The following is an 18,837-nucleotide window of genomic DNA, read 5'->3' as shown; positions in this document are numbered from 1 at the left end:
AAAATAGTCACTTTGATTCTGACACAAAGGGCGAATTCTTGTCTCAGCTTCCCATTGATGCCGTGATACCCGACCTGATAGACGGGCTCGCGACCTATCCGCAGATCCTCTTATCCGCACCACCGGGCGCGGGTAAGTCGACGCGCTTACCCCTTGCGTTGCTTGAGCAGGCCTCACTGCCGGGAAAAATCGTGCTACTAGAGCCCCGTCGGCTCGCCGCGCGCAATATTGCCCGCTTCCTCGCCCATCATCTGGGTGAGCCGATAGGCCAAACCATCGGTTTACGCATGCGGGGAGAGACCAAAGTCAGTGCTCAAACGCGTGTAGAGGTGGTCACTGAGGGGGTGCTGACACGTTTGCTGCAAACCGACCCCATGCTTGATGGCGTGAGTGTGGTCATGTTCGATGAGTTTCACGAACGCAGCCTGCATGCCGATCTCGCGCTCGCCTTGAGTCTAGATTGCCAAGCTGGCTTGCGAGATGATCTGCGTCTGGTGGTCATGTCTGCGACCTTAGATAACCACGCCTTGGCGCAACATTTACCCGACGCCCTGACCCTGACAACTGAAGGGCGCAGCTACCCGATTCATTATCACTATCACCCACTGTCACGGCATTCACAATGGGCCAGCGCAGTGGCTAGCGCCAGCCTTGATTTTATCGCTCAACACGCGGGATCGGCCCTACTCTTTCTCCCCGGTGTGAGCACGATTAGACAGGTTTATGCTGCCCTAGAAGGGCGCCTCCCTGATGACATGGATTTGCATCGTCTTCACGGTAGCCTTGACGCCTCGGCGCAACACGCCGCGATCGCCCCTCCTTCTCCTGGGAGGCGTAAGTTAGTGCTCACAACTAATATCGCTGAGACCAGTTTAACCATCGAAGGGATCCGGTTAGTGATCGATGCGGGACTTGAGCGGATGGTTATCCATCAAGCACAAACGGGTATCGATAAGCTAGTAACACGGCAGATCACACGCAGTGCTGCCATTCAACGCGCAGGTCGCGCCGGTCGCCTTGAGGAAGGACAGTGCCTACGCCTATACAGCGAAGAGCAGTTTCAACGCTTACCAGCCACTCCTACCGCGCCGATCTTACGAGAAGACTTAACCGATCTTGCCCTCAATGTCATCCAGTGGGGCTGTGATGTGAAAGATTTACATTGGCTTGACGTGCCGCCCACCAAGCATTGGCAAGCGGCCTGTATCAGGCTGACACAATTGGGGCTGATTGATACGCGCCAAGGACTCACCGCGCTGGGGCAACGTGCCATTCAATTGGCGGCTAGCCCACGCGCTGCCGCCATGTTGGCTCGGGCTGAAAAGGAGGACACCTCTGTGTTATCCACCGCCTGCTGGCTCGCCGCCTGGGCCGACAAGCCCATGACCTCAAGATCATCGCTGGCGCTGGTTGACCAATTACAATCGGTCATGGCTCACAAAGACTATCAAGACCGCGCCCAATCACTGGCACGGACACTTGGGATAAGATTGCAACGCTCCCTCGATGAAGCCATGTTGCCACTGCTGGCCGCTAACACTTGGCCAGATAGAGTCGCATTGAGACGGGGAAAAACGGGACGCTTTATGATGGCCAATGGTCACGGCGTGACACTCGATAGTCAAGACGCACTCAGTCACGCTGAGGCAATCGTGGTTTGTGATGTGATGGCCGGCGAGCAACACGACAGCCGCGCCTACAGTGCCATGGCGCTTTCACTGGACACGCTACAACAGATGCGCCCCGACTTATTACGTCAACATGAGGTCGTACAATGGGACGACCATCGCGGCACGCTAAAAGCAGAAAAACAGCAACGCCTCGGCGAATTAGTGCTTTATCGTGAGCCACTGAATACACTCAGTGCTGAGCAGCAGGCGCAAGGATTATTAGACGCCGTACGCCAAAAAGGCATTGATGCGTTGAACTGGCAACGCAGCAGCCAGTCCTTGCTCACCCGCGCCCGCTGCGCGCAAGCCTGGGGACTAGATATTATGCTACCGCCACTTAGCGACGACGACTTATTGGCATCGCTCGATACCTGGCTCGCGCCATTTATTCACGGCATGTCGCGCTGGCAAACCCTGCAGCAGCTAGATCTCAAGCCCGTGTTAGAAGCTTGGTTCGGCTTTGCGGTCACCCAACAATTGAACGCGGCGCTGCCCACACATATGACCGTCCCAACGGGCTCACGTTATCCTTTGCGCTATACGCCAGACAGTGCGCCCGTCTTAGCGGTGAAAATGCAAGAGATGTACGGGCAGGCCCAAACGCCCACCCTGGCGTACGGCAAGGTGACGGTACAAGTAGAGCTACTTTCCCCCGCTGGACGCCCGCTACAAATTACCCAAGATCTGGCGGGCTTTTGGCAAGGCAGCTACAAAGAGGTGCAAAAAGAAATGAAAGGGCGCTACCCTAAACACCTTTGGCCTGATGATCCGGCCAACCATGTGCCAACCCGAAAAACCAAGCGCCATTTTAATCAGAGTTAAGCTATTGTATGGCAGAAAAAAAAACACGCTCACGCCCGAGCAATAAAAAACGTTCATCACCCAAACGCCAGCCCAAGAAGACGCCGACTAAGCCAAGTTGGGGGAAACGCCTGTTAGGCTTAGGGCTAAAGTGCAGCCTCGTCGGGATTGCCGCCGTGGTCATGTTAGGGATCTATCTAGATGGCAAAATCCAAGACAGATTCAGCGGCCAGATTTGGCAACTTCCTGGGGTCGTTTATGGCCGAGTCATCAACCTGTCTCCTGGTAGCGATTTTTCCCTCTCACAGCTACGACAGCAACTGGATGCGCTTAATTATCAGAAGGTACGCACCCCAAAACGCCCTGGCGAGTACTCGGCGTCAAGCACCCGGCTGGAGATCATTCGTCGTCCATTTGATTTTGAAGATGGGCCCGCGCCGGCACGTCATGCGATGTTGAGCTTTGCTGACGGCCAAGTGGGTAAAATCACCGAGGTAAGCAGCCAACAACCGCTGGGATTATTGCGTATCGAACCCAAGCTATTGGGCATGATGGAGTCCGGTATTCGTGAGCAACGTTTATTCTTGCCACGAGAGCGTTTCCCTGAGTTTTTAGTTGAAGCCTTGATCACCACGGAAGACAGAGAATTCTATCATCACGAAGGCGTTTCGCCTACCGGTATTTTACGTGCACTCGTCGCCAATATTCGCGCAGGGCGCACCGTGCAAGGAGGCTCGACGCTGACTCAACAGTTAGCTAAGAACTTGTTTCTCACCCGTGATCGCACCTTGTGGCGTAAGGTACAAGAAGCTTACATGGCACTGATCCTGGATTTTCGCTATAGCAAAGACAAAATCCTTGAGGCCTATCTCAATGAGGTTTACCTCGGCCAAAACCGTGGTGAGCCGGTACACGGCTTTCCTTTAGGGGCGCGCTTGTATTTCGGTCGTCCTATCAGTGAGCTACGTGTTGATCAACTCGCGCTACTGGTTGGCATGGTAAAAGGGCCATCTTATTACAATCCCTTCCGCCACCCTGAACGCGCGAAAACACGACGCGACCTGGTATTACGCTTGATGCTCGAGCAAAATCTGCTCACCAGTGCCAATTATGATGCCGCCGCCAGTCGTCCGCTCGATATTCAGGCCACCCCCACACTATCGCGTCCCCAGCCCGCCTACTTTGATCAGCTCAAAGAAGAGATCCGCCACAATGTCGGGGACAAATATGCCGCGGGCGAAGGGCTGCGTATATTTACCACGCTCGACCCTGTCTCACAGCAAGCGATTGAAGGCGCAGTCGTCGATAAGGTCAAGGCACTTAAAGGCCGAGCAGGTAACAAGCTTGAAGCGGCAGCGGTTATTGCCGACCGCCGCAGCGGTGAAGTCCGTGCCATGGTCGGCGGCGCACGCCCGGGCTTCGCAGGCTTTAATCGCGCATTAAACGCCAAACGCCCCATCGGCTCACTGTCAAAACCGGCGGTGTATCTGACCGCGTTGAGCCACCCGGAACGTTTCCAGCTCACCAGCAAGATTGACGATAAACCCATTCGTTTAGAAGGCAGTCAAGGCAGTCGCTGGCAACCGCGCAACTATGACCGCCAATACCGAGGCCGTGTGTCCTTACTCACCGCTCTTGCCAAGTCTTATAACGTCCCGACGGTAAATCTCGGCATGCAGCTGGGGTTAGATGAGGTGGTCAAGACCTTCGGCAAACTGGGCGCCAATACCGAGAATATCCCTCAAGTACCGTCTTTGCTTCTTGGCGCGTTTAGCATGAGTCCGTTCGACGTTACCCAAATCTACCAAACGCTCGGCAGTGGTGGGCAACGTGCCCCCTTAACCGCCTTACGCGCGGTCACCACCAAAGAGGGACAAAACCTTTATCAAAACTGGCCAAAAGCAGAGCGTGTCGTGCCTCAGCAAGCTGGCTGGCTGACGCTATACGCGATGAAGCAGGTCGTTCAGCAAGGGACGGGACGCTACTTGACGCGTCGCCATGGCAATGTGGCACTCGCGGGCAAAACCGGTACCACAGATGATAACCGCGATAGTTGGTTTGTCGGTATCGATGATAAAGAAGTCACCACGGTGTGGCTTGGCCGCGACGATAACCAATCAACTGGGCTCACCGGCGCTTCAGGAGCATTGCGTGTCTATGATGATTATCTCAGTCGCCGAGGCGCCAGTGCGCTGACGTTATCATGGCCGGCGAACGTCACCACAGTCGCCGTGACCCAGCAAGGCAGTCAGTACCAGCTGAATTGTCGTGGTGAAATGTCGCTACCGATTTGGGACATTGATGGGCAGTTTGCCAAACGCTGTGGTCAGTCAGACCCTGTCGGGTGGCTAAAAGGTTTGTTTAACTAAGCGTCAGCACACCATCAGGCGTCATTGTTCAAGCCAGCAATAAAAAGCCCCGGCCATGATGGCCGGGGCTTTTGTATCCGGTATCAAACCGAATTATTGGTACTGCGAGGTCGTTAACTACGCAAGCCTGTTCCTTTGGAAATCAAGCCCCACGCCAGGGCATACAGCCCGATGATGAACAGCATCAGCACCCCAAACGATGTCATGATGCCGACATCTGACACGCCAAGAAAGCCGTACCGGAACGCGTTCACCATGTACACAATCGGGTTCAGTTTTGACACGCCCTGCCAAAACTCAGGCAGCAGGGAGAGCGAATAAAACACACCCCCTAGGTAAGTTAATGGCGTCAAGATAAAGGTAGGGATCAGGCTAATATCGTCAAAGGTTTTGGCGAAAATAGCGTTAATCAGTCCACCCAGTGCAAACACCGCCGAGGTCAACACCACGGTGGTAATCACAATCAGCGGATGCGCTATCTGCAAATCGACGAAGAATAGGGAGGTCATGGTCACCAAGGCGCCGACCGCTAACCCCCGACACATACCACCACCAATGTAGCCGGCAATGATCACGTAGTTTGGAATGGGGGCGACCAACAACTCCTCAATATTATGTTGGAACTTGGCACTAAAGAAGGACGATGCCACGTTCGAGTACGAGTTAGTGATCACCGACATCATGATAAGCCCGGGCACGATATACTCCATGTAGGAGAAACCTTCCATCTGGCCAATCCGCGAGCCAATAAGATTACCGAAAATAATAAAATAGAGGCTCATGGTAATCGCGGGCGGCACCAAGGTTTGCACCCAGATACGGGTAAAGCGCGCCACTTCTTTATGAATCAGGGTGCGAAAGGCCACCCAATACAAAGCATTCATGCACGCTCCTCCCCATTTTGCTGAATTAAGGTGACAAATAACTCCTCAAGGCGGTTTGCCTTGTTGCGCATCGACAGCACCTGCACCCCTTGTTGCGACAACTGGTCAAAGACAGGGGTCAATCCGACTGACTTATTCACTTCCACTTCCAAGGTATTGGTATCGGTTTTCTGCCAATTAACACCGTCTAAGGTGCTCAGTTTATGCCCCGGCTGTAAATCAAGGATAAACGTCTCTGCGTCCAGCTTCGCCAGCAAGGCCTTCATGGAGGTATCTTCCACCAGCTCTCCTCGATTGATAATACCGATGTTGCGACACAAGGTTTCGGCTTCTTCAAGGTAATGGGTGGTAAGAATGATGGTGATCCCTTGCCGGTTTATCTCGGTGAGAAAGTCCCACATGGAACGACGCAGCTCAATATCGACACCGGCGGTTGGCTCGTCCAAAATCAACAGGCGAGGCTCATGCATCAACGCGCGGGCAATCATTAAGCGACGCTTCATGCCCCCCGATAAATTACGGGCAGGCTCATGGCGCTTATCCCATAAATCGAGCTGCGAGAGATATTTTTTCGCGCGTAATTTGGCTTGGTCGCGGGGCACACCATAGTAACCCGCTTGGTTCACCACGATTTGTTCCACTTTCTCAAACTGGTTAAAGTTAAACTCTTGTGGCACCAGTCCGATCTGCTTTTTGGCCTCCACCTTTTGGGTATCGAGATCGTAGCCAAAAATGCTCACCTGCCCCTGGGTTTTATTCACCAGTGAGCTCAAAATGCCAATGGTGGTGGATTTACCCGCCCCATTTGGCCCCAATAGCGCATAAAAATCGCCCTCCTCGACAGAGAGCGATACCCCTTTTAGCGCCTTAACACTGGTCCCATAGGTTTTGACCAGGTCTTTGATGTCGATGGCTTTCATAAGCTCCCGTTCTTTTAAGGCATGACCTCGGTCACTCGGTGCGCGGCACGGAGTGCGTCATAACGGCTATCAAAAGTATGATCGTCGGTGAGCCAATTTTTAACATGCAAGCGCTCAAGCTGATCCCGTGTTTTTTGATGGGGGCAGAGCAGAAAAACTTGGCAATTGGCATCCACCGCATCTTTGATCGCATTTTCCAGCGCGAGGCCGACGGTCATATCAATCATGGGCACGTCACTGAGGTCTAAGATCATGACATCGAATTCCTCAATTTTACTGTGCTGACGTGCAATCGCTTTCGAGACACTGAATATCATTGGGCCTGAGAGATAGAAAAACAACACTTTTCCGTTGGCGCTATCTAATAAAGCCCTTTCCATCTCACTCAAGGGGACGTCATCTTCATCCGCATCACTGATCGCTTTGACCTGCTTTTCTTGCTCACGGCTTAAGTGTTCAATGGCAATAATATTGGCAATAAACACGCCCACACCCACTGCCACAATTAAGTCCACCAGCACGGTCAATATCATCACCCCATACATGATCACGGTTTGATGTAAGCTGACTTTGTGGGCACGTTGGATAAAGGTGCGGTCAAGGATATTGAACCCCACATAAATAGCGATACCCGCCAGCACCGCCATCGGGATGGGCTCAGTCAAAAAGCCTGCGACCAAGATCACCGCCGCTAAAATAAGGGCGCGCACAATGGCCGCAAAGGGTGAACGTCCACCCACTTGCACATTGACCACCGTGCCCATGGTGCAACCCGCGCCCGGCAAAGCGCCAAATAATCCCGCCACCATGTTGGCCAGTCCCTGCCCGCGCAGTTCTTTATCCGAATCATGCTCTTCGCGCGTCAAGGAGTCAGCGATGACCGCAGAGAGCAAGGTATCAATACACCCCAAGGTCCCCAACACTAACGCATCCACCATCATGGTGGTGAGTACCTCACTGTCAATGTGTGGCAGCATCAAGGTGGGCAAGCCGGTGGGAATCACACCAATACGGCGAATCGCCTCAAGATCAAACCACCACATTGACAACAAAGTCACCACCACCAAGGCAACGAGTTGCACCGGCATATAACGGCGATATTTTTGTGGGAAAGAAAAGAGGATCCCCAGCGTCAGTAGTCCTAATAGCAGCTCACTTTGTTGGGTATGCGCGATGAGATCGGGCAGCGCTTGCAGGGTCCCGAGTACGCCACCGTCAGGGGTGCCTTGCCCCAGTAAAGGCGGCAACTGCAAAATGATCAAGATAACGCCAATGCCGGACATAAAGCCCGATATCACGCTGTATGGCATTAAAGTGACGTACTTTCCAAGCTTCAAGGTTCCTAAGATCACTTGGAATAAGCCCGCCATCATCACCACGGTAAAGCCCATTGCCATGCCCCCTTCGGGATAACGTGACACCATGGTGGTGAGTACCGCGGTCATGATCACTGTCATCGGGCCGGTCGGCTCTGAGATAAGGGTTGAAGAGCCACCAAACAACGCAGCAAACAGGCCTACTAAAATGGCCCCCCACATGCCGGCTTCGGCACCGGCACCTGACGCTACCCCGAACGCCAGCGAGAGGGGCAAAGAAATAACCGCCGTGGTGACGCCCCCAAACAGGTCCCCTTTCAGGGTCCAGTTCTTGAATCGTTCGAATTTCAAAACAGCTGATCCTTTCAAGTCGTATGCAGTATCACGGCCATGACGGCTTTACTCACTGGCACGGGGGTCCCCCAGTGCGCGCGCCAGTATATAGGAATGTGCACAAGATCAAATCAGGAGGGGAAACGCATGGTCAGTTTTCAACCAAAAAGAATAAAATGATGAGAAATGTGGCAAATATTCACTAAATATCTTGTATTTAAGTGATCGTGATGGGGTGTTTTGGGCTAGTCGGGAAACGCGCGGATCCCTCTAAAAAGTCATGACAGCACACAAACCCGCTCATGACGCCAGTTTGCGAGTTTGTGTGTATCAAGGTGTAAGAGACGTTGAACAGTGCGCTATGGCATCACTTCTACTAAGCGGTTGGCCGCCTCTAATGCTGGTTTGCGTGTGGTAAAAATATGCGCGTCTCTGACCCAATCACCGATGTGAAGGCGCTGCAGCTGCTCACGTGTCTCATCGTGCGGGCACAGTAAAAACACCGTGCACTCAGCCTCACGCGCATCTTTAATCGCGTTCTCTAACGCCAAGCCAACCGTCATGTCTAACATGGGCACATCGCTTAAATCCAATATCATCACACGGAACTCGTTGATGTGCGCATGCTGGCGTGCAATCGCTTTCGAGACACTGAAAATCATCGGCCCGGAAAGATAGAAAAACAACACTTGGCCATTGCTGGCATCAAGCAGCGCACGCTCTTCGTCATCAAGCGGCACTTCATCATCTTCGGCATCACTGATGGCCCGCACTTGCTTGGCTTGTTCTCGACTTAGGCGCTCAATCACCAATAAGTTGGCAATGAATACCCCCAAGCCAACGGCAACAATCAAATCGACAAATACCGTCAGCGCCATCACGCCATACATGATCCCCGTCTGCTGTAAGCTGATCTTGTGGGCACGATGCAGAAAGCTCCAATCGAGGATATTAAAACCGACGTACAAGGCGATGCCCGCCAATACTGCCATCGGGATGGGCGCGGTCAGCGCACCGGCGACCAATACCACCGCGGCTAACATCGCCGCCCGCAAAATTCCCGATAAGGGAGAACGCGCGCCTACTTGTACATTCACCACGGTGCCCATAGTCGCCCCCGCGCCAGGGAGCGCACCAAATAACCCGGCAATCATATTGGCAATGCCCTGCCCACGCAGCTCGCGATCAGAGTTGTGTTCTTGCCGCGTCAGTGAGTCAGCAATCACCGCGGTTAATAAGGTATCAATACACCCTAAGGTACCCAGCACGAGGGCATCAATCACCATCGCGGTAAAATGTTCTGTCGTGATATGCGGGATCACCAGCGAGGGTAAGCCGGTGGGTATTTCCCCAATACGACGAATGCTGTCGGTATCAAACAATAAAATCGACACCAAAGTGATACTGACGAGTGCGACAAGCTGTGCGGGAATAAAACGACGATATTTCGCCGGAAAATAAAACAAGATGCCAAGCGTCAAAACACCGAGAAATACCTCTTTAAAATCGGCATTAGCGAGTAAGTCAGGCAATGCTTTGAGTGTACCGAGCGCCCCGCCAAAAGGTGCGGCTTGCCCCAATAACGGCGCTAGCTGGAGCAAAATCAAGATCACCCCAATCCCTGACATAAAGCCTGACACCACACTGTAGGGCATCAAGGTAACGTATTTACCTAGCCTTAAACTGCCAATCAGAACTTGGAACGCGCCTGCCATCATCACCACAGTGAACGCCATGGCAACGCCTCCTTCCGGATAGCGAGCCATCATCGCGGTTAGCACCGTGGTCATGATCACTGTCATCGGCCCAGTGGGCTCGGAGATCAACGTTGATGAACCACCAAATAGCGAGGCAAACAACCCGACTAGAATCGCGCCCCATAGCCCCGCTTCCGCGCCAGCGCCTGAGGCGACACCAAATGCAAGCGCCAATGGCAATGAGATAATCGCGGTAGTGACCCCACCAAACAAATCCCCTTTTACTGTCAGCTGCGCAAATCGTCCTTTATCAAACACGCACTACCCCTACTGCGGTTAAGATCATGATAGAGCGAACAGTATACGAATTTTCTTGGATTAACCTATCCGAGCAGTGGTGTTGCAGGTAAACAGCGTGATCCATTGGACGCGAAAGGTGTAAAAAAATGTGAAAATTGATCTCAGTATATTTCAAGCCCCCTCATTGCGGTATAGTGGCAATTGATAACTTTGCCAAAAGATTGAGTGGATATGGCCCAAATCAAAGCGTTGTTCGCCAACAATAAAGCCTGGTCAAAAGACATTCGTGATACCAACCCACAATTTTTTGCCGAATTGGCGAAAGAACAACATCCAGAATATTTATGGATTGGCTGCGCCGATAGTCGCGTCCCCGCAGAGCGCCTGACTGGCTTAGACTCGGGTGAGCTTTTTGTTCATCGTAATGTCGCCAATCAAGTGATTCATACCGATCTCAATTGTTTATCCGTGGTGCAGTACGCCGTCGACGTGCTGCAAATCAAACACATTATTGTCTGTGGCCACTATGGTTGTGGCGGGGTACATGCAGCGATTGAAAACCCTGAGCTGGGTTTAATTAACAACTGGTTACTGCATATTCGTGATCTCTACCTCAAGCACAAAAGCTACCTTAGCCAACTGCCCGCACAAGCTCGTGGTAACCGGCTGTGTGAGATCAATGTCGCCGAACAGGTTTATCATCTGGGCAATTCAACGATTTTGCGAGCGGCCTGGGAGCGCGGCCAAGATGTGAAGGTCCATGGCTGGTTTTACGACACCACCGACGGGATCTTACGGGATCTAGGGATGACCGCCAATAGTCAGGCATCACTGGAAATCAACTATCAATCGGCGATGAGTCATCTGGTGCCCAACTCTGCTGCACCGGTTTCTTACGAGAATTGACACAGCGCTGACACAGTAACGCTTGTGATCGCGGCGTAATCGTCGTACAACACCGCCATGACTCCGATCGCGCACGCTTCATCATCAACAACGCACCGCTCTCCGCTCACCCTTTGGCTGATGGCGGGTATGATGCTGTTTGCGGTGCTGGTCAATGTGGCGGCGCAAGCGCAGGTTTCACCGTTTCAACAAAGCAGCCAAGTCCATGCCCTTGAGCAAACTCCGGCGCTCGTTTCTACCGCGAGAGCCAGCGTCGCCTTGCCTGCTGCATTGCCTGATGACGACACCCAACCGCCACATTTAGCCGCGATTCTTCCTCCCCCGCACATTCGCCTGGCTTGGCACCTGATTGCCTTTTTGTGCGTACTTGGGGTGTGTCTGCCACGCCAGTATCTTGCCTTTTCGCTCCCCCGCCTCGGTGGCTGGCGAGAACACAACCTGCAATATCGCTTTATTCATTCGCGTTAATCGTTCGCTTTCCTAAAGGCCGTCGCGCCTTTTCCCCCTAATCACAATATCGAGCTGGCGCTCGGTATTCGGTTTTGCTGTGCGTGATGCACAGCCAAGGAGAACGAATGAATAAATTATCCCCCGCCAATCGGTATTCTTTATGGCACTACGCCGCATTGGTGCTGATGTTAATCGTCCTGACCCTGCAGGCGTTGCCAAGCTTTTTTGGCGACCACCCGGTGGTGAGCGTGTCTCATCACTCGCATCAAGCACTGCAAAACTGGCTTAAAACCCATCCTGAGACCGTGAGTGAAGTACGTTATGACTCGCAAGGGACGGTGACCTTAATTACGCCCGATATTAGCCAGCAACAGAACGTACAACAGCAATTAAAAGGCGCCCTAGGGACCGATGCGGAGATCACCCTCGATTATTTATCCGCAGCACCCACATGGCTGTCGCGCTTCGGTGCCGAGCCGGTAAAACTAGGGCTCGATCTGCGTGGCGGTGTACAGTTGTTACTTTGGGTTGATACCGACCAAGCACTCGCCCATCAAGCCGAGGCGTTAGTACAAAGCCTCAACCTTTGGTTAGACAGCAAGCACTTACCCGCTAACGCCACGGTCAACACCAAAGATAACACCACGGTGCAATTGCCGATGCTCAGTGCCAGCGATCGCAGCAAAGCCAGCGCTTGGTTTACCGAGCATTATCCCCAATGGCGATTCAATCGCACCACGAATGGCTGGCAGATGACCGATACCGAGCAAGACGCGATGAGCCATCAAGCCGTGCGTCAGAATATCGATATTCTTCGCAAACGTATCGATGCCTTAGGTGTGGCCGAAGCGAGTGTACAACGTCAGGGTAAAGACTATATTCGTATCGAACTGCCCGGCGTGCACGATCCCAAGCAAGCTAAAAATGTCATTGGCGCGACAGCCTCACTCGCGTTCTATGCCCTCGATACTACCAGCCCGAAACGCCTGTATGACGCACAGCACAATGTAGTGCCGTTAGCACGTCATGCCATTTTGGGTGGGGAACACATTATTGATGCGCGCACCAGCGTTGATGAAATGCGTCGTCCACAAGTGGATATTCGCTTAGATGGCCCCGGAGGCGAAACCATGCTGGCCTTTACCCGACGTCACTTAGGCGATCCCATGGCCACTGTGTACCGTGAGTATCAAGCTAATGAGCAGGGCGATCTGATTGCCAACGAGCGTGTGATCAACGTCGCGACGATTCAAAGTGCGCTCAGCGATCGATTCCGGATCACGGGCCTGTCTAGCCCAGAAGAAGCCCGTAACCTCTCGATGTTGTTACGCGCTGGCGCACTCACCGCACCGATTAAAATCGTTGAAGAACGCGCGATTGGCCCGACCTTAGGGGCCGATAATATCAAGGCAGGGTTTTCTGCACTGGCCGTCGGCATGATAGGTGTGGCTATCTTTATGGTGCTTTGGTATCGCCGCTTTGGCTGGGTCGCGATTGTCTCGCTGGGTGCCAACTTGATGATGCAAGTCGGTCTACTCGCGCTGCTGCCCGGCGCAGTCCTGACCCTACCGGGGATCGCCGGCTTGGTGTTAACCGTGGGGATGGCGGTCGATACCAATGTGCTTATCTTTGAGCGTATTCGCGACCGCTTGCGCGCGGGGAACAGCCTTGCCAATGCTATTGATACCGGTTATCGAGCGGCCTTTAGCACCATCTTTGACGCCAATATCACCACCTTAATTTCCGCGGTCTGCTTGTATGCGGTCGGCTCAGGACCATTACAAGGGTTTGCCACCACACTGATTCTGGGACTATGCGCGAGCATGATCACCGGCATTGTCGGCACGCGAGCCATTATCAATCCAATTTGGGGACGCGACCGCCGCCGCGCCGTGACCATTTAAGGAGCCTGTTTATGAAACTGACACACGTCCGCTATGCCAGCTTAGCGCTCTCGGGACTGCTTATCCTGATCAGCCTCTGGGCGATCGTTTATTATGGCCTAAACTTGGGCATCGATTTTACCGGCGGTATCGTGATTGATTTCGCCCTCCCTAGCCTAACTGGCAGTGAACCGCTGATCGCCGCCCTGCACAGTCAGTTTGGCGAGTTGGCAGCACTCACGCCAAGTACCACTCAGGGCGAATGGCAACTCATTTTACCTCATGCGTCCCAATGGCAAGATCCGCAACAGGTCATCGCCCAAATCAGCCGCGCGCTCGCCATGCCCGTCACTTTAGTTCAAGCGAACGTCGTCGGCCCTCAAGTGGGGCAGGTGCTGTTTGAACAAGGCGGGTTAGCACTGCTGGTTGCCTCGTTAGCCATCATGCTTTATTTGGCCATTCGCTTTGAATGGCGTCTCGCCCTGGCGGCAGTGGGAGCGCTGGTGCACGATGTGACGCTTACCTTGGGCCTACTCGCAATGCTTGCGGTGCCGATGGATCTCAATGTCATTGCCGGGCTCCTCGCCGTGATCGGTTACTCGCTCAATGACTCCATTGTGATCGGCGATCGGCTGCGCGACGTGCTCAGAGCCAAACCGAACCAATGTGTGTATGTCAGCACCAATATTGCGGTCTGTGAGACATTCTCGCGCACCTTGATTACCGCTGGCACCACGCTATTTACCATCGGATGTTTGTTGGTATTGGGTGGCGATGCCTTGTATGGCTTTGCGCTGACGCTCTTTGTTGGCGTACTCACTGGCACTTGGTCATCGGTCGCGGTGGCGTCTTGTCTACAAGAAATGCTGGGGTTATCCCCTGCGCATTATCAGCGCGCGCCGGCTCCCGAGCGAGAAGGCGCTTACTGACTCACCCTTACTGACTCCCATAGGCACAAAAAAACCGAGCGACCGCTCGGTTTTTCATTGCTCGTGAGACGCCCTGTCGCTCTACGCGATGATCAGCGTTGCCAATCACCGTGAAAATTAATCCAACGGAATCACTTTACCAACGTACGGCAGATGGCGATACTTTTGCGCATAATCAATGCCCACACCGACCACAAATTCATCTGGAATCGTAAAGCCCAACCAATCAACCTTAACGTCAACTTCTCGGCGCTCTGGCTTATCTAATAAGGTACAAATACGTACTGAATTTGGCTCGCGCAAAGACAGGATTTCACACACCTTACTTAGCGTATTGCCGGTATCGATGATATCTTCGACTAAGAGTATGTCTTTGCCTTTAATATCATCATCCAAGTCTTTCAAAATACGCACATCACGCGTACTTTCCATGCTGTTGCCGTAACTTGATGCGGTCATAAAGTCGACCGCGTGCGGCATATCAATCGCACGGCATAAATCCGCCATGAAAACGAACGAGCCACGCAGCAGCCCCACTAATACCAACTCCGATGAGTCTTTATAGTGCTCGCTGATCTCGGCGCCCAAGGCTTTGACTCGCGCCTGTACGTCCTGCTCTGAAATCATCACTTCAACGGTGTGTTTCATATCTGCCCCGATGGTTGTCTCTCCACAAAAGGGAGGTCACTAACAAAGGTGGCATAGTCTAGCACTAAATCGATTGCGGATCCCAGCGAGTGCGTTTTTGCCGCTTATGCACCTGCACACTAGTTGGCTATCACGCTGATTGATAAGAAAAAATAATCCCTGCCTGCGTTTTTTGTAATGCATGACTTTTTTTGCAGGCAAAATTACATTTTTAAGGCCTAGATCAGGCTTCTAGCCGTTGTCAGGCCATAAATGGCTGGTATAAACTCGATCTCGCTAATAATAAAATCATTAGCACAAACAATAATTAATTTGTACAAACCAAAAATAAGTTGGCAGGTTTTAGGATGGCTCAATCAAATGAGAGAACAAGGACGCGGCTATCGCCCGAGCGCCGCAAAGAGCAGTTATTAGGGTGTGGCTTAGATGTGTTTGCGAAACGCGGGATTGGTCGTGCCGGACACGCCGATATTGCCGAAATGGCAGACGTCTCTGTCGCGACCGTATTTAACTACTTCCCAACCCGTGAAGACTTGGTGGAAGAGATCTTGGCCCAGACCGAGAAACACTTCATAAAACTCATTAATGAGTGCACCGAGCAAGATCAATCAATGCGAGCATCGCTAAACTGCATTACCTCGCAAATTATCGACACGGCACTGGCAGACAAAGCTTGGATGAAAGTCTGGTTTGAATGGAGTACCTCTATTCGCGAGGATATTTGGCCACGCTTTGTCAAAGGCAGTCGAGATGCGATGGATCAGTTCGAGCACGTGTTCGAGAACGGGATGGCAAAAGGTGAAATGGTCGACCGTTACCAACCGCGTGAGCTTGCCAGTATGTTAGCTGGGGTGTGCTATGTGCTGTTTTTACAGGCGCACCAACAACCAGATAAAACGGCTTTAAACGCCATGGCTCAGCACTATATTGATGTACTGTGCCAACAAAGCTAACCAGGTGGTCAACCTAGTAGAAAGCCAACCCCTCGGTTGGCTTTTTTAGTTCTGCCGTCTTAATCATCAATAAAGCTCGGGCCATCATTGAACAGGACGGGCTCGTGAGGGCGAATATGTAAACTGACTTTATCCCCAACCAATAGCGGCTCGCGCGCGTGCACCGATAGTTTTTGACCGTGGATATCGATGGTGTAACGGCTGCTGTCTCCCATAAACTGCTGAGACAGTACCTGCCCTTCCCCCTTCTCATCAGCACGAATGCTAAGAAACTGCGGTCTCAGTAGCCACCAATGCGGGCCTGGATGACAATGCACCGGACGAGGCCAAGGGCCGAGCGGTGTCTGCATTTGTTCTTGCGACGAGACCGTTACCGGCACATAAGAGCCCTGGCCAAGAAAATCAGCGACGAAGCGGCTCGCAGGTTGGTAATATACCTCTGTAGTATCGCCATACTGTTCAATGAGCCCCTGATTCATTACCGCTAGCTTATCGGCAAACGCGAATGCTTCCTCTCGGCTATGCGTCACCAGGATCGCCGTCACCCCTTGGGATTTAAAAATGCGTCGGATTTCCTCAATTAAATCATGACGAACTTGAGTATCAATATTTGAAAAGGGCTCATCAAGCAACAACAAATCCGGCTCATAGGCCAGCGCGCGCGCTATCGCCACCCGCTGTTGTTGGCCGCCCGAGAGCTGATGAGGATAGCGGTCTCCCAGCTCCGCCAGACGCACCAACTTGAGCATCTCAGCCACTTTCTCACTGCGCGCCGCCGCGCTGAATCCAGACAGACCAAACCCCACGTTGTCTGCCACCGTGAGGTGTGGGAACAGCGCATAGTCTTGAAAAATCATCCCGATATTGCGTTGCTCTGGCGGGATTGAATGCTGAGTATCATCCATGAGTTTGCACCCAATCGATAGTTTTCCTGACGATAATGGCATTAATCCAGCCATGGCTTTTAGCAACGTGGTTTTCCCGCAGCCACTGGCACCGAGCAAGCACACAATCTCTCCCGGCGCGACTTGCAGCGATAAATCCTTTAAAACAGGCGTACCGTTATAACTGCAGGTCAAATTCTCTATCGCGAGCGCACACTTCATTGATATTTTTGCTCCAATGACCGGTTAATCAGGATAAGGGGAACCAAGCCAACCACGACCAACAAAATGGCAGGTAAGGCGGCATACTCCAAGTGCTCATCCGAGGTAAAGTTGTATACATACGTGGCCAGTGTTTCGAAATTAAAAGGGCGTAGTAGAATCGCTGCATTGAGCTCTTTCATCGACTCAATAAACACCAACAGCATCGCAATCAGCGTGCCCCGCCGAATTAAGGGTAAATGCACTCGGCGAATCACCCCTGTGGTGGTGCATCCCATGGTTCGCGCCGCCATATCCAGTGACGGAGGAATTTTGGCCATGCTTGATTCAATACTGCCAATGGCGACGGCACTGAACCGCACGACAAACGCGACCAATAAGGCCACCATGGTGCCAGATAATAGGAGGCCAGGCCGTCCCCAGCCGTAATGCGTGGCAATATCGTTAATGAAGTGATCACCGCGGGTCAGTACTAACATCACACCAATAGCAAGCACCGTCCCCGGCACCGCATAGCCCATCGACGCCAACCGCATGGGGGCAACACTGACCCCATGCCCACGCAGGCGGCGATACACATTCACGGTCCACGCAATACCCACCGCGATCAGAGCCGCCAAACTGGAGGTATAAAAGCTGTTATAGCTAAAAGTGGCAAACTCGCTGACCGCATTTTTTTCGTAGTAGTGCCATGCATAAACTAATAGCTGTAGCAGGGGTAAAATAAACGCCAGTGACAATAAACTCCAGCACCAAGCTAACACCCCCACTTTACGCCAGCCTGTTAAGGGCATTTTCTCAATCGCATCACTGCTCGAGCTTGGACTAAATTGCGCTTGTTTGCGTCGCCCATAACGTTCCGCACTGATCAAAAGGAAGATAGCCACCAGCATGATCGCTGAGATTTTAGCGGCAGCGGTTAAGCTCGAATAGCTCAACCAGGTATCATAGACCGCGGTCGTAAGAGTGCTGACCGCAAAGTAATTGACCGTACCAAAATCGCCTAGTGCCTCCATTGCCACCAAAGAGGCACCTACCGCAATCGCCGGCCGTGCTAACGGTAAAGAAATGCGCCGAAAGCTTTGCATCGGTGAGCAACCGAGCAAACGCGCTGAGTGGGTCAAGGTGACACTCTGCTCCATAAACGCGGCACGGGTGAGCAGGTAGATATAAGGGTATAAGACTAACGCCAGCACAAAACACGCACCTGGCAAGGTACGCATATCGGGAAACCAGTAATCATTGACCGTTTGCCATTCAAACAGCGCCCGCAAGCCGCGTTGCAATGGACCCGCATAATCAAACCAGTCAGTATAGATATAACCGATGATATAGCCCGGCATCGCAAGCGGAAGCACCATCGCCCACTGCAGTTGCCGGCTACCCGGTACCTGATACATGGCCAGCATCCAGGCGGTGGGAACCCCGAGAATGATCGCAATCGCCACCACGCCAGCCACTAATAAGCTGGTATTCAAGGTGTAAGTCGGTAGTACGGTCTCGAACAAATGGGGAAAAATATCCCCGGTATCGCCCACCGCGGTATAAAAGATCGCTAAGATCGGCAAAACCAGCAATAGGGCTAGGCCCCAACTGCTGGTTTTTATCATGGGTAATCTATCTCGCATGGCCTACTACATTAAGGCGTCAGAGAAAGACAACAGGGGCGGCA

14 protein-coding genes are annotated in these 18,837 nt (G+C 52.6%); 7 read left to right on the top strand and 7 right to left on the bottom strand.

What is annotated here, in order from left to right; translation table 11 throughout:
* Window positions 1-38 precede the first annotated feature (38 nt).
* Window positions 39-2,492: an ATP-dependent helicase HrpB gene (gene hrpB / locus FCN78_RS02345; RefSeq protein ID WP_077659074.1), complete on the top strand. Its 2,454-nt coding sequence runs from the start codon at window positions 39-41 to the stop codon at window positions 2,490-2,492.
* Between the two features lie 8 nt (window positions 2,493-2,500).
* Window positions 2,501-4,840, top strand: coding sequence for a penicillin-binding protein 1B (mrcB, locus tag FCN78_RS02340; protein ID WP_077659073.1), 2,340 nt, complete (start codon window positions 2,501-2,503; stop codon window positions 4,838-4,840).
* A 113-nt stretch (window positions 4,841-4,953) separates the two neighbouring features.
* On the opposite strand, the gene FCN78_RS02335 is transcribed toward mrcB, so the two are convergent.
* The 4 genes from FCN78_RS02335 to FCN78_RS02320 all read right to left on the bottom strand — a co-directional run bounded on the left by FCN78_RS02335 (window position 4,954) and on the right by FCN78_RS02320 (window position 10,308).
* Window positions 4,954-5,724, bottom strand: coding sequence for an ABC transporter permease (locus tag FCN78_RS02335; RefSeq protein ID WP_069363391.1), 771 nt, complete (start codon window positions 5,722-5,724; stop codon window positions 4,954-4,956).
* Window positions 5,721-6,644: an ABC transporter ATP-binding protein gene (locus FCN78_RS02330; protein WP_069363390.1), complete on the bottom strand. Its 924-nt coding sequence runs from the start codon at window positions 6,642-6,644 to the stop codon at window positions 5,721-5,723. The genes FCN78_RS02335 and FCN78_RS02330 overlap by 4 nt, the downstream gene beginning before the upstream one ends.
* Window positions 6,645-6,658: 14 nt before the next feature.
* The gene (locus FCN78_RS02325; RefSeq protein WP_077659072.1) at window positions 6,659-8,311 is read right to left on the bottom strand and encodes a SulP family inorganic anion transporter; all 1,653 of its coding nucleotides are present in this window, start codon (window positions 8,309-8,311) and stop codon (window positions 6,659-6,661) included.
* A 341-nt stretch (window positions 8,312-8,652) separates the two neighbouring features.
* Window positions 8,653-10,308, bottom strand: coding sequence for a SulP family inorganic anion transporter (locus FCN78_RS02320; RefSeq protein WP_077659071.1), 1,656 nt, complete (start codon window positions 10,306-10,308; stop codon window positions 8,653-8,655).
* A gap of 213 nt (window positions 10,309-10,521) precedes the next feature.
* On the opposite strand from FCN78_RS02320, the gene can reads away from it, so the two are divergent.
* The 4 genes from can (at window position 10,522) to secF (ending at window position 14,458) form a co-directional block, all read left to right on the top strand.
* Window positions 10,522-11,196: a carbonate dehydratase gene (gene can, locus FCN78_RS02315; RefSeq protein WP_069363387.1), complete on the top strand. Its 675-nt coding sequence runs from the start codon at window positions 10,522-10,524 to the stop codon at window positions 11,194-11,196.
* 57 nt (window positions 11,197-11,253) lie between these two features.
* Entirely contained in the window at window positions 11,254-11,664 is a 411-nt protein-coding gene (locus FCN78_RS02310; protein ID WP_131825566.1) for a hypothetical protein, read from the top strand.
* A 107-nt stretch (window positions 11,665-11,771) separates the two neighbouring features.
* Entirely contained in the window at window positions 11,772-13,550 is a 1,779-nt protein-coding gene (secD, locus tag FCN78_RS02305; RefSeq protein WP_235607558.1) for a protein translocase subunit SecD, read from the top strand.
* Window positions 13,551-13,561: 11 nt separating this feature from the next.
* The gene (gene secF / locus FCN78_RS02300) at window positions 13,562-14,458 is read left to right on the top strand and encodes a protein translocase subunit SecF (protein ID WP_201258652.1); all 897 of its coding nucleotides are present in this window, start codon (window positions 13,562-13,564) and stop codon (window positions 14,456-14,458) included.
* Window positions 14,459-14,575: 117 nt separating this feature from the next.
* Here the strand turns inward: secF and hpt are convergent, their stop codons facing one another.
* On the bottom strand, window positions 14,576-15,106 hold the full coding sequence (gene hpt, locus FCN78_RS02295) for a hypoxanthine phosphoribosyltransferase (protein WP_069363383.1): 531 nt from the start codon (window positions 15,104-15,106) through the stop codon (window positions 14,576-14,578).
* 347 nt (window positions 15,107-15,453) lie between these two features.
* On the opposite strand from hpt, the gene FCN78_RS02290 reads away from it, so the two are divergent.
* The gene (locus FCN78_RS02290) at window positions 15,454-16,059 is read left to right on the top strand and encodes a TetR/AcrR family transcriptional regulator (RefSeq protein ID WP_077456511.1); all 606 of its coding nucleotides are present in this window, start codon (window positions 15,454-15,456) and stop codon (window positions 16,057-16,059) included.
* Between the two features lie 59 nt (window positions 16,060-16,118).
* On the opposite strand, the gene FCN78_RS02285 is transcribed toward FCN78_RS02290, so the two are convergent.
* Together FCN78_RS02285 and FCN78_RS02280 are read right to left on the bottom strand one after the other, a co-directional pair.
* Window positions 16,119-17,165, bottom strand: coding sequence for an ABC transporter ATP-binding protein (locus FCN78_RS02285; protein ID WP_069363381.1), 1,047 nt, complete (start codon window positions 17,163-17,165; stop codon window positions 16,119-16,121).
* Window positions 17,162-18,793, bottom strand: a complete 1,632-nt coding sequence (locus FCN78_RS02280) for an ABC transporter permease (protein ID WP_046073998.1) — start codon at window positions 18,791-18,793, stop codon at window positions 17,162-17,164. Before FCN78_RS02280 ends, FCN78_RS02285 begins: the two co-directional genes overlap by 4 nt.
* Between the last annotated feature and the right edge of the window lie 44 nt (window positions 18,794-18,837).

The sequence above is a fragment of the Salinivibrio kushneri genome (genome assembly GCF_005280275.1).
GTDB lineage: Bacteria > Pseudomonadota > Gammaproteobacteria > Enterobacterales > Vibrionaceae > Salinivibrio > Salinivibrio kushneri.
The sequence above is the reverse complement of the archived record's forward strand: the minus strand, read 5'-3'. Positions and strand labels throughout refer to the sequence as shown.